Below are 11,900 nucleotides of genomic sequence, written 5' to 3'. Positions count from 1 at the left end.
CGTCTGAGAGGGGCAAACGTATAAATTGTAGGAAAAAGGATGATAAAAAAGCACTCTGTTTGTGTATTAGGTGGCGGCAGTTTTGGTACCGCTTTAGCGAATATTATGGCCAATAATGGCCATCAGGTGAGTCAGTGGATGCGTAATGAGCAGCAGGTGGAAGAGATTAACTTGACGGGCTTAAACAGTCGTTATCTTCCCGGCGCGGAACTGCACCATGAGTTATTGGCGACCAGCAACTTAGAACAAGCGATAAAAGACAGTGATACCATCTTTGTTTCAATTCCTTCTAAATCATTTGAGCAAGTGGTTGAGCGAATCGCACCTTTGTTAACGGCTGATAAGATGCTTATTAGTACCACAAAAGGCTTTAACCCAAATCGTTTTGAACTGATGAGTGATATTCTGCGTCGCAATCCAGTCACGCAACAAATTGGTGTATTAAGTGGACCCAATTTAGCGAAGGAAATTGCGTCGGGTCAAATCACTGGGTCAGTCATTGCCAGTGATGACGAGAAGGTTCGTTCTCGCGTGATTGAACTGCTGAAATCAAAGACATTTCGTGTGTATGAGAACGCTGACAGTACTGGTGTTGAGTTGGCAGGGGCGTTAAAAAACATTTATGCCATTGTGTGTGGTTTAGCGAAGGCGCTCAAAGTGGGTGAAAACACCATGGCAATGATTATGACGCGAAGCTTGGCGGAAATGAGTCGTTTTGCCGTGCATTTTGGTGCAAACCCGATGACCTTTTTAGGATTGGCAGGGATGGGGGATTTGATTGCTACTTGTTCTTCTCCATTAAGCCGTAATTATCGAGTAGGGTTTGCGATCGGATCTGGGCAATCCCTTGATTCTGCTGTAGAAGAAATTGGTGAGGTGGCCGAAGGGGTGAACACTTTGCGTATGGTGGTCGAAGAAGCAAGTAAACATCAATTGTATATGCCATTGGCGGTGGGCTTGTCCAAGCTTTTATTTGATGGTGCTAAACTGGATACATTAATTGGCTCAATGATGACAGGTGAGCAAAAATGGGATGTCGAGTTTGCGACAGATAAGGAGGCGAAACATGGCTAAACCAAGCTATACCGATCAAGGGTTCTGGTTACGATTAATTTATATGGTGTTGTATTGGATTATTTTAAACATCGCTTTGACAGTGTTCGGGGGGCTGATAGTAGTGGTTAGCGCTATTAAATTGCTCACTTCCTCAAAAGCTGAGATGTTATCTGCTTGGTTGAAAAGCGTCAGTATATTTATTCGTCAATCATGTCGCTTTTTATCGTTTGAAGACGAAGAAAAACCCTTTCCTTTTCAGCCTTGGCCTAAGGTGAATACTGATGAGCAAAACTAAACGTTTATATGTACTACGCCATGGTAATGCCCAAGCCCATGGTTTTGATAAGGATGCTTTTCGCGAACTGACGCCACGTGGAGTGGAGGAAGTCATTGCGACAGCTGGCGCGTTTCGAAAAAAAGGTGAACAGTTGGACGCTGTCTTTGTTAGCCCATATGTTCGAGCTCAACAAACAGCGCAGCATTTTTTGACGGAGTTAAATCAAGTTAACGACGACAATGGAACGTCTTTGGAGGGGCAAACTTGCTCAATGATCACGCCGAGTGGCAAGGCACTGGATGTGGCGTTATGGCTAAATGAGCAGCCCTATGAGTCTATTTTATTAGTGACCCATCAGCCATTTGCTTATCAGTTGGTTAATTTGTTGGCAGATGGGCCGCTGCCACATGACTTTTCAATGGGAACGGCATCATTAGCCGCCCTTGAAGGGGAGCTTTTTGCTACGGCGTGCTGTCAATTTCGTTGGTTTATCTCTCAGTAAGACGTTCGTCGTTAGAGGTGAAGAAAAGGCCTCTTAAATAATTTTGAATGCCGTGTTATGTAAAAGTTATTTTAAGGAGTAGGTTTCATGGGGAGTGACGTTGTTTTTAATCTAGCCCACACTAAAATTGCAGGGTTGCAGACGTTGTCATCCAATCCTTCGGCAGTCAAAGTTTTGTGTTTGCACGGTTGGTTGGATAATGCCGCCAGTTTTAATCGTCTTACTCCTTATTTGTCTGGTTTTACTTATAGCTCGATTGATCTTGCTGGGCATGGGTTATCGGATCATCGTGTGGCGGGGTCGTTTTACCATCTTTGGGATTACGCGTTAGATGTCGTTTCCATTCTGAATTTATCAAATCAAAGTACTTGGTTGATCGGTCATAGTATGGGCGGTGCTGTCGCGATGATTGTTGCAGCGATTGCGCCAGAAAAAGTACGTGGCTTGATCGTGCTGGATAATATGGGGCCTGTGACAGCGAAGCCCTCGGAGCGTGTTTCTATGTTGCAGCGAGCTATTCAGCGTATGGCGAAACACCGCGAAGGTCGCTTTGCCCGCTACGAGACTCTGGATGATATGGTCAGTGCACGCATGCATGGTTTTACCAGTTTGTCCCGTGAGGCGGCCAATGAGTTGGTTGAGCGTGGGGCGATTCTAACTGATGATGATCGTTGGGGGTGGCGTCATGATCATAAGTTGTCTTTTCCATCCCCTTATAGAATGGACGAAGACGGTGTGGCTGCGCTGATTTCAGAAATAAAATGCCCCGCTTTGTCCTTAGTTGCCAAAGATGGGGTGTATGCCAACCGGGAAGGTGAGGCATTTGTTAATGCTCGCGCTGCTCAATTTCCGTGGATTAAACTTAAATGGTTAGAAGGGAGTCATCATTTTCATCTGGAGCGTGATACGGCGCCAATGGTTGCAGAGGAAGTGAGGAAGTTCATTGATCAAAACTAACACCAATACAATGGTGATTTAGCTGGCAGGTAAGGTTCATGGTCAATTTTAAGAAATTTATAGTCGCATGTTCAATGTTGGTAAGTAGCATTGCGTTGGCGGATTTATCCAATATTGAGCCTTACCGAGGGGCTCAGCTCGTAAAAAGTGGTACTGAGGAAGCCGCTTTAATTGAAGTGCCTTTAGGGAAAATTCGTCGATCTGGTCGGGGCTGGGAGCCAGAATCAGTGATTCGGGTGAAAGGTGAAAGTAGCTACTCCTTGTATAAAATTAATCGTAATGAGCCCCTAAGTAGTGTATTGGCGTACTACAAATCCGTGATGCTTAAGGGGGATAGGCGTCTGTTATTTGAATGTGATGGTCGTAACTGTGGTAGCAGTAACGCCTGGGCCAATAACTTTTTTAAGCAGTATTTATTGTATGGCGCTGATGACAATCAGATGCTGATGTCGTTGCAGGATGGTCTTGGTCATTATCAAGTGTTGTATATTAATCAACGTGGTGCAGGCGACATCATGGTATGGGTAAGCGATATTTCTACCAATACGACGGGCAAGGCGGATTTTGAAGTCGCTGCGCAGTTTGATGTTCAGGATATTCCAAGAATTCGCCGCTTTTTGAGTGATTTATTACCAAATCAGCATGTTGTGGGATATGTCTCCAGTAAGGCAGAAGCGGGTTATAGTGCTATATCGCGAGGAGATCGGTTTATTAAGCAGATACAGCTAGGAATCGGCGAGAGATTACAGTCCAAAGTGCGTTTTATTAACGTGGCTGATATGGGGCGAACGTCGCTTGGTCAGGATCGTGTTTCCTTTGTTTATATTTTACCCTAAGGCTTGTGAGTATGAAGAAAACTGTATCTTTGGTGCTGGGCAGTGGCGCAGCAAGAGGGTATGCACATATTGGTGTCATAAAAGCGATTGAAGATCATGGTTATGAAATTATCAGTGTTTCTGGCTGTTCTATTGGTTCGATCATTGGTGGGGTGTATGCGGCGGGGCGGTTATCTGATTTTTCGGAATGGTCGACTTCTTTAGATAAAGTGCGAGTGCTTCGCATGTTGGATATGTCATTTCGAAATGGGGCTTATATTAAAGGGGATCGTTTTTTTAAGGTGATCGAAGATATTATCGGTCGTCCTACTATTGAGTCGTTGCCGATTCCTTTTACGTCTGTTGCGGTGGATCTTCTCAATCAAAAAGAGTTTTGGTTCCAAAAAGGAGATCTTATTGATGCAATGCGCGCTTCTTCTGCGATTCCTTCTATTGTGTCGCCTGTTGAACTGAATGGACGAGTGTATGTGGATGGGGGGGTGTTAAACCCTTTACCGATCATTCCAACGGTGTCGGCTGGTGCGGATTATTTGGTTGCTGTGGACCTTAATGGCCCCGCGCAAGAATTAACCTCCGAGTCTTTGGTTGAGCAGAGTAATACGCCTGAATGGTGGTTAACCTTTAAAGGGTTGTTTGGTCGTCATAAATCCGATGAGGAGGAGCCGAAAGCTCCCTCAGCAAGCTTGGCTCGCAAAAGTAATGCAACCAGTTGGGGTCGAATTCAAACCGTTAATATGATGTTTGAAACCATGCAAGAATCTTTGGCTCAGTACAAGCTGGCGGGGTACTCTCCCAATCTATTGATTTCTATTCCTAAAGATCTTTCTGGTTTTTACGAGTTCTGGCGAGCCACTGAACTGATAGAATTTGGTTACGAGGTGACCATGAAAGCATTGAAGGAACTTACCTCTGAAAACCCCATCCATTTCTCTTTCCCGAAGGGGATATAACAAGGATGTATGGTGCCTTTAGGAGTCTTGTCTCTCGTTTTTAAGCCTCATGCTTTAAGAGAAAGGCGAGACTCCGTATTGGCGTAGCATTTTACAGAGATTGATTAAAGGGAGGCCGATTAAGCTGGTAGGGTCATCACCTGCCATTTTTTCGAAGAGGGCGACGCCCAACCCTTCGCATTTAAAACTACCTGCGCAATCTAGGGGTTGTTCTATACAAACATAACGGGCAACCTCTTCTCGGCTAAGTTCCCGGAAATACACATGGTATTCACTGAGTGAATAAGAGTGTGTCATTGTGTCTGAATCTAAAACACATAACCCCGTTAAAAAAGTGACTTTTCGTCCACTAAAGTGCAATAATTGATCAATGGCATTTTCTGCCGTATGCGGTTTGCCAAGAATATGATTGTCTAATACGGCAACTTGATCAGAACTGATGATAAGATGATCGTGGCAGTTTAAGTCTTGGCAAACGGCTTGTGCTTTTTGAAGAGTTAAGCGTTTGACTAATTGTTCTGGTGTTTCCTGTTCTTTTGGGCTTTCGTCAATGTTAGGGGAACGGCACTGAAACGTTAAGTTGAGTCGTTTTAATAAGGCTTGGCGATAAGGGGATGAGGAGCCGAGAATGAGTTTTTTAGTCATAAAAAAATCGCTAGTTGGATTAGAGAAGCGTGTTATTTTACGTTTTTTTCAGCTTGAAAGTGAAAAACAGTGAAAAAAAAGCCTTAGAATGCACTTAGACTTTGACAAGACGGGCACTTGTCCATATTATTTGCCGCCATGTTGAATGACTCATTACCTAAATATTTTGACCCTCGCAAATACGCTCACCATGAGTCAGCGATTGAAGGGTACTTGCCCCTTAACCAGCTTAAGGAGCTTTGTGCTGTCTTGGCGTCTGATGAGGGTGATGCGTTTATTCATCTAGACTTTAGAGTTGATGAAGATAGGCACTACATTGCCACAGGTTCTTTAAAGACTGTTGTTCAGGTTGTTTGTCAACGTTGTATGGACACGGTTTCACAGGAGCTGGCGGTCGATTTATCGCTTGCTTTCGTTTATGACGAAGAGCACGCAAAAAATATACCGAATGATTATGACCCTGTTGTCATGACCGATGGTGAAGTAATCTTGGCAGACATGGTGGAGCAAGAAATTATACTCGCTTTGCCTATCGTCGCCTATCATGAAGAAAGTGGTTGCAACCCAACAGCTGTAAAGTATGCCTCGTCTACCGATGACGCACCGGATGACGAACAAAAACCGAATCCATTTAGTATATTGGCTAATTTTAAGCCAAGTAAAAGTTAGGAGCTCCAAAAATGGCAGTACAAAAAAGTAAAGTGACACGTTCACGTCGCGGCCAGCGCCGTTCACATGACGCTTTGACAAGTGCAACTCTATCTGTAGAACAGACTACTGGTGAACTTCACCGTCGTCACCACGTCTCTGCAGACGGTTTCTACCGTGGTCGTCAAGTTATCACCCCTAAAGGTGAGTAACTAAGATACCCATGATCAGGGTAGCTTTAGACGCTATGGGCGGGGACTTAGGTCCCCGCATTGCATTTGAAAGTGCGCTTGAGGTGCTTTCTCAGTATCCTAATGTAGAAATTACCCTCTACTACTCTTCTTATTTAACATCAGAATGTATTCCCCCAATTCGCCATAATCGGTTAATGCTTGTGTCCTGTTTGGATGAAATCCATCCAGAGGACGATATTGTTCTGTCTTTGTTTAAACGTCGGGACAGTACTCTTTATAAAGCGATTGCCAGCTTACATGATGGTGCTGATGTGGTGGTGACGTTTGGCAATACTGGTGCAGTGGTTGCTCTGGCAAGGCATTTGCTAGGTGTGATTCGCCCTAAGCTGTATCCCGCGCTAATTCGCGAGTTGCATGCTGACCCGCTGCGTTGTCTGGTGGATTTGGGAGCAAATGTTCATTGTCCGCCTTCGATGCTGGAGGGGTTTGCACGGCTTGGTGCGGCTTATGTTGAAGCGCTGAGTCATGAAGTCGCGAAAGTCGGCTTGTTAAATGTTGGGGTGGAAAGCACGAAAGGCAGTTCTGTTATTCGTCAAACGGATACATTGCTTTCTGATAAAACTTGGCCTATTTATTTAGGCTACGCCGAAGGAAGTGAGCTGTTCCATGGTGAGAAAAATGTCATTGTCTGTGATGGCATGGTAGGAAATGCAGTATTAAAAGCGTCAGAGGGGTTGTTGTCTTTTCTGATGAAGCAGCTGAAAGCGCAAGGCGGGGATCAATCGTTGTTCGAGACGTTTTACCAAACTAAGCGTCGACATGGGGCTTGCCTTGTGGGGGTGAACGGTAATTTGGTAAAAGGTCACGGAGGGTCGGATTTAGCGGCCATGATCGGGGCGATAGAGTATGGAATTGACATAGCGCAAGCGGATTTGGCTAAGGCTATCACTGCGCGACTTGATAATGAGGAATCTAAATGAGTAATGAGTTAGCTTTTGTTTTTCCTGGGCAGGGTTCCCAGCAGTTGGGTATGTTGGCAGATTTAGCTGAGAAGTATGACATTATCGGCCAGACTTTCGCTGAAGCGTCAGAAGTGCTTGGTTATGACTTATGGGACCTTGTTCAAAATGACGCAGATAAGCTAAATCAAACCGATAAAACACAACCTGCTCTGTTAACAGCCAGTGTTGCTTTGTGGCGTTTGTGGGAGCAGCAAGGGGGGGCAAAGCCTGCTTATGTTGCTGGCCATAGTTTAGGTGAATATTCCGCATTGGTGTGTTCTGGTGTTATTTCCTTTTTAGAAGCCGTGGAACTCGTTAAGCTACGTGGTGAATACATGTTGGATGCGGTGCCTGCAGGTGAAGGAGCAATGGCGGCGGTTATCGGCCTAGGTGATGACGAGGTCATTGCGGCTTGTCAAGCGGCAAAAGGGGTTGTTAGTGCGGTGAATTTCAACTCGCCAGGCCAGGTGGTGATTGCGGGTCACGTTAAGGCGGTAGAAGAGGCAATGGGTCTTGCTAAAGAGGCTGGAGCAAAACGCGCATTGCCTCTCCCTGTTAGTGTGCCTTCTCATTGTGAGCTGATGGTTCCTGCTGGCGAAAAGTTAGCTGAAAAACTTGCTTCAATCGAATTTAATGAGCCAACGTGTACTTTGGTTCAAAACTTCAGTGCTCAAGCGGTATCTGATGCTAAAGTGATTAAGGCCAACTTGGTGTCTCAATTGAGTAAGCCCGTTTTATGGACTCAATCCATTGAGTTGCTGGCCGAATTGGGTGTAAACACTACCTTAGAATGTGGTCCTGGCAAGGTCTTGTGTGGCTTGAATAAACGTATCGTTAAAGGTATGGCTGCTTCGTCCTTAGGGGATTTAAGTGGCTTTGAAGCAGCAATTTCTGCGTAACTAGGGTTGTGACAGAGTTTTTTAGTACCATATAGCAACTAAGTAAATCGAAAATTGGAGACAATGATGAGTCTGGAAGGCAAGATTGCACTGGTAACAGGGGCAACTCGAGGCATTGGTAAAGCCATTGCGATTGCTCTTGTTAAGCAAGGTGCGACGGTCATCGGAACAGCGACAAGCGAGTCTGGTGCTCAGAGCATTAGCGAATATCTTGGTAGAAATGGCAAGGGTTGGGTGTTGGATGTGGCATCTAGCGAGTCTGTTGATGCGGTAATCAAAGAAATTAACGCAGAATACGGGGCGCCTACAATTTTGGTTAACAATGCGGGGATAACTCGTGATAACCTAATGATGCGCATGAAAGAAGATGAATGGGATCAAGTAATTAATACTAACTTAACATCTGTTTTTCGTGTCACAAAAGCTTGCTTGCGTGGCATGACCAAGGCAAAATTTGGTCGTGTTATTAGCATTAGTTCAGTCGTTGGCTCTATGGGCAATGGCGGACAGTCTAATTACTCTGCAGCCAAAGCAGGGCTAGAAGGTTTTAGTCGTTCTTTGGCAGCAGAAATTGGATCCCGAGGCATCACAGTTAATTGTGTTGCTCCAGGATTCATTGAAACGGATATGACTAAGGTGCTTCCTGAAGAGCACAAAGCGAACTTGGTATCAAAAGTACCGGCTTCGCGTCTTGGTCAACCAGAAGAAATCGCGGCAGCTGTCGCATTTTTAGCGTCTCATGGCGCAGCTTACATTACCGGTGAAACATTACATGTCAATGGTGGCATGTATATGTCGTAATTTGAGTTGAATTTTATGTTTAATTCGACGAAAATACGTCTCCGGTTCATGTTGAGAATCACGCCTTTTAGTTTAGGTTGTCGAACATTATAATATTGCTCAAAATGAGCTATTAACGAGTAAAGTAGGAACTTCTAATGAGTAGCATTGAAGAACGCGTTAAAAAAATCGTATGCGAACAGCTTGGTGTTAAAGAGGAAGAGGTTGTCCCTTCAGCATCTTTTGTTGATGACTTGGGTGCCGATTCCCTAGATACTGTTGAATTGGTTATGGCTCTTGAAGAGGAATTTGATACTGAAATTCCTGATGAAGAAGCTGAAAAAATCACTACAGTGCAAGCAGCGAACGACTACATTAACGCTAACTTGTAATTTTCAGTGAATTGAGTTTCCCGAAAAGCCGCTTGTATTCGTTACAGCGGCTTTTCTTATTAATAAGTCCCTGAAGGTTTAGGGCTATTTTTGGAGGAATCCTATGTCGCGTCGTCGAGTCGTCGTCACTGGAATGGGAATGGTGACACCCCTTGGCAACAATGTAAAAGACACGTGGGATAATGTATTGGAAGGGAAAAGCGGTGTCTCTGATATTGCTTCTTTTGATGCTAGTCAATTTTCTACACGTTTTGCAGCTCAGGTGAAAGGCTTTGATGTGACTCAATATATGAGTGCTAAAGAAGCCCGAAAAATGGATCTTTTCATTCAATATGGTATTGCTGCTGCAATGCAGGCTATTGAGGATGCAAAGCTGAATGCAGAAACAGCGGATTTGACTCGCGTGGGCTGTGCTATAGGGTCTGGCATTGGTGGTTTGCCGATGATAGAAAAAAACCTCGACCTTTTAAAAGCATCTGGCCCTAAGCGTATTTCACCTTTTTTTGTGCCGGGTGCAATCATCAATATGGTTTCTGGTCATGTAGCGATACGCTTTGGCTTTAAGGGGCCGAATATTTCTATCGTTACCGCCTGCACAACGGGTACTCATAACATTGGTATGGCCGCTAGGATGATTTCCTATGGAGATGCGGATGTGATGGTGGCTGGTGGTACCGAAATGGCTATCACGCCGTTGGGTATCGGTGGGTTTGGTGCAGCAAGAGCGTTATCGACTCGTAACGATGACCCTAAAACAGCGAGCCGACCTTGGGATAAAGATCGTGATGGCTTTGTGATGGGGGAAGGTTCGGGGATTTTGGTTCTTGAAGAGTATGAACATGCTGTTGCTCGTGGCGCGACCATTTATGCCGAGTTAGCAGGCTTTGGTATGAGTGATGATGGGTATCACATTACAGCCCCTCCAGAAACGGGAGAAGGCGCGTTTGCTGCCATGAATGCAGCGATTAAAGATGCCGCTATTGCTTCTCATGAAGTGGATTATATTAATGCTCATGGCACCTCCACGATGGCAGGTGATTTGGCAGAAACGCAAGCGGTAAAACTTTTGATGGGGGCTGATGCATCAGATGTTGCGATCAGTTCAACTAAATCCATGGTTGGGCACTTGTTAGGGGCGTCAGGGGCAGTAGAATCCATTTTTTCTATCTTAGCCATTCGTGATCAAGTTGCGCCACCTACAATAAATTTAGAAGACCCAAGCGAAGGGTGTGACTTGAATTACGTGGCATCGACCCCACAAAAGCGTAAAATCGATGTGGTATTGAATAATTCATTTGGCTTTGGCGGTACAAACGGCACGCTTGTGTTTAAGCGGGTATGATTTTATTCAGGGCAGTGCAACTGCCCTGAAGTGTTTGTTAATGTCGTTGCGTTAAGTCGCCTCTGAGTACGCTAATTTCTTTTGAAATATTGTAAGTTTTGCCTTGTGAATCGAGTTCATAAAGGTGTTCCTCAAGGTGTTGATAAAGCGAAATTTCTTCATCCCCTAGGAAATGCAAGCATTCGCCTCCAACAAACCAAAGTAGCTCTCTTTTAATGAGAGGGACTAGGTTGGGGTAGCAACGAATAAAGCGTGATAGTAGCTCTTGTGCGTCAAATATATAGTCTACGTTGTTCGCTTCTATGTTGGGCTCCAATTGGTCCCATTTTTCAAGAAAATCAACTTCTTCTTCGGCCAGATCTTCTCTATTGAATGGGTCGTGCCCTGCGATGCGTTGGCGTAGTTCTGTAAAAGCGTTAAGAATGTATTGATTGCGAGATTCCACGTAAAAACCTATTTAAATGTAACGATTAAGTTGGCTATAGCCTAACGAGATATACCATTATGACATATGCAATTGAAATAAGTGATCTTAAAAAGCGTTATGAAGGTGGATTTGAAGCCCTTAAGGGAATAAATCTAAATGTTGAAAAGGGAGACTTTTTTGCCTTGCTTGGCCCTAATGGAGCGGGCAAATCCACAACCATTGGTATTTTATGCTCTCTGGTAAACAAGACCTCAGGGAAAGTGTCTATCTTTGGGGCTGATATCGATAAAGATTTTGCCAAGGCGAAACAGTACCTTGGTGTTGTGCCACAAGAATTTAACTTCAATGTGTTTGAGACCGTTTTTAATGTTGTTGTGACTCAAGCTGGTTTCTACGGTATCAGTCATCAAGTCGCTGAAGAGCGAGCTGAAAAATATTTAAAACAATTAGACTTGTGGGACAAAAAAGATGACCAGTCACGCATGCTGTCAGGTGGGATGAAGCGTCGTTTAATGATTGCTCGCGCCTTGGTTCATGAGCCTGAAGTGCTTATTTTAGATGAACCAACGGCGGGGGTGGATATTGAGCTACGTCGTTCTATGTGGGAATTTATTAAAAATCTTAATGAGCAGGGCACGACAATCATTCTGACTACCCATTATTTAGAAGAAGCTGAGCAATTGTGTCGTAATATAGCCATTATTAATAGTGGGCAAATTGTTGAAAATACCAGTGTCAAGGCGTTATTAAAAACCTTGAATCAAGAAACATTTATTTTAGACCTTGATCAACCAGTGAGTGATGACTGGCATGTTGATGGTTATGCGACAAAACTAAGCAAGGACTTATCCACTATTGAAGTAGAGGTGATCAAAGGGCAATCGATTAATCATATTTTTAAAGCACTAGATGAGGCTGGTGTTAATGTGATCAGTATGAGAAATAAATCGAATCGTCTCGAAGAGCTCTTCGTCAAATTGATTAAAGGTTAATT

Annotated in this window: 16 protein-coding genes; 14 read left to right on the top strand and 2 right to left on the bottom strand. The window is 44.3% G+C overall.

Annotation, left to right across the window (positions count from 1 at the left end; all coding sequences use genetic code 11):
* The first annotated feature begins 39 nt into the window (after positions 1–39).
* From AC0VYG_RS12620 to AC0VYG_RS12595, 6 genes are all read left to right on the top strand, one after another.
* Positions 40–1,074 carry an NAD(P)H-dependent glycerol-3-phosphate dehydrogenase gene (locus AC0VYG_RS12620; RefSeq protein WP_475428353.1) on the top strand — a complete coding sequence of 345 codons (1,035 nt, stop codon included), beginning with the start codon at positions 40–42 and terminating at the stop codon, positions 1,072–1,074.
* Positions 1,067–1,351, top strand: coding sequence for a DUF4389 domain-containing protein (locus tag AC0VYG_RS12615; RefSeq protein WP_475428352.1), 285 nt, complete (start codon positions 1,067–1,069; stop codon positions 1,349–1,351). Before AC0VYG_RS12620 ends, AC0VYG_RS12615 begins: the two co-directional genes overlap by 8 nt.
* Entirely contained in the window at positions 1,338–1,835 is a 498-nt protein-coding gene (locus tag AC0VYG_RS12610) for a SixA phosphatase family protein (RefSeq protein WP_475428351.1), read from the top strand. The genes AC0VYG_RS12615 and AC0VYG_RS12610 overlap by 14 nt, the downstream gene beginning before the upstream one ends.
* 87 nt (positions 1,836–1,922) lie before the next feature.
* Positions 1,923–2,792, top strand: a complete 870-nt coding sequence (locus AC0VYG_RS12605; protein WP_475428350.1) for an alpha/beta fold hydrolase — start codon at positions 1,923–1,925, stop codon at positions 2,790–2,792.
* A 74-nt stretch (positions 2,793–2,866) separates the two neighbouring features.
* Entirely contained in the window at positions 2,867–3,628 is a 762-nt protein-coding gene (locus tag AC0VYG_RS12600) for a DUF4892 domain-containing protein (protein ID WP_475428349.1), read from the top strand.
* A gap of 11 nt (positions 3,629–3,639) precedes the next feature.
* The gene (locus AC0VYG_RS12595) at positions 3,640–4,578 is read left to right on the top strand and encodes a patatin-like phospholipase family protein (RefSeq protein ID WP_475428348.1); all 939 of its coding nucleotides are present in this window, start codon (positions 3,640–3,642) and stop codon (positions 4,576–4,578) included.
* Between the two features lie 54 nt (positions 4,579–4,632).
* On the opposite strand, the gene AC0VYG_RS12590 is transcribed toward AC0VYG_RS12595, so the two are convergent.
* Positions 4,633–5,223 carry a Maf family protein gene (locus AC0VYG_RS12590; protein ID WP_475428347.1) on the bottom strand — a complete coding sequence of 197 codons (591 nt, stop codon included), beginning with the start codon at positions 5,221–5,223 and terminating at the stop codon, positions 4,633–4,635.
* 117 nt (positions 5,224–5,340) lie between these two features.
* Here AC0VYG_RS12590 and AC0VYG_RS12585 point away from each other — a divergent pair, with 117 nt between their 5' ends.
* The 7 genes from AC0VYG_RS12585 (at position 5,341) to fabF (ending at position 10,479) form a co-directional block, all read left to right on the top strand.
* The gene (locus AC0VYG_RS12585; protein WP_475428346.1) at positions 5,341–5,892 is read left to right on the top strand and encodes a YceD family protein; all 552 of its coding nucleotides are present in this window, start codon (positions 5,341–5,343) and stop codon (positions 5,890–5,892) included.
* A gap of 11 nt (positions 5,893–5,903) precedes the next feature.
* A complete protein-coding gene (gene rpmF, locus AC0VYG_RS12580) occupies positions 5,904–6,083 on the top strand; it encodes a 50S ribosomal protein L32 (RefSeq protein WP_013661159.1) in 180 nt (59 codons plus the stop codon).
* A gap of 11 nt (positions 6,084–6,094) precedes the next feature.
* Complete coding sequence (locus AC0VYG_RS12575; RefSeq protein ID WP_475428345.1) at positions 6,095–7,045, top strand: fatty acid synthesis protein; 951 nt, start codon at positions 6,095–6,097, stop codon at positions 7,043–7,045.
* Positions 7,042–7,965, top strand: coding sequence for an ACP S-malonyltransferase (gene fabD, locus AC0VYG_RS12570; protein WP_475428344.1), 924 nt, complete (start codon positions 7,042–7,044; stop codon positions 7,963–7,965). Before AC0VYG_RS12575 ends, fabD begins: the two co-directional genes overlap by 4 nt.
* Before the next feature lie 66 nt (positions 7,966–8,031).
* Entirely contained in the window at positions 8,032–8,766 is a 735-nt protein-coding gene (fabG, locus tag AC0VYG_RS12565) for a 3-oxoacyl-ACP reductase FabG (RefSeq protein WP_475432539.1), read from the top strand.
* 137 nt (positions 8,767–8,903) lie between these two features.
* On the top strand, positions 8,904–9,137 hold the full coding sequence (acpP, locus tag AC0VYG_RS12560) for an acyl carrier protein (RefSeq protein WP_067017871.1): 234 nt from the start codon (positions 8,904–8,906) through the stop codon (positions 9,135–9,137).
* A gap of 103 nt (positions 9,138–9,240) precedes the next feature.
* Complete coding sequence (gene fabF / locus AC0VYG_RS12555; protein ID WP_475428343.1) at positions 9,241–10,479, top strand: beta-ketoacyl-ACP synthase II; 1,239 nt, start codon at positions 9,241–9,243, stop codon at positions 10,477–10,479.
* A 37-nt stretch (positions 10,480–10,516) separates the two neighbouring features.
* Here the strand turns inward: fabF and AC0VYG_RS12550 are convergent, their stop codons facing one another.
* Positions 10,517–10,924 (bottom strand): PA2817 family protein, encoded by a 408-nt coding sequence (locus AC0VYG_RS12550; RefSeq protein ID WP_475428342.1) that lies wholly within the window; start codon positions 10,922–10,924, stop codon positions 10,517–10,519.
* Between the two features lie 59 nt (positions 10,925–10,983).
* Between AC0VYG_RS12550 and AC0VYG_RS12545 the strand changes: the two genes are divergently transcribed.
* Positions 10,984–11,898, top strand: a complete 915-nt coding sequence (locus AC0VYG_RS12545; protein WP_475428341.1) for an ABC transporter ATP-binding protein — start codon at positions 10,984–10,986, stop codon at positions 11,896–11,898.
* The last annotated feature ends 2 nt before the right edge of the window (positions 11,899–11,900 follow it).

Source organism: Marinomonas sp. 63XJN7_7_ISO-PGPR-S23-202, assembly GCF_056173505.1.
Note: the sequence above shows the minus strand (reverse complement) of the source record. Positions and strands in the feature narration are given on the sequence as shown.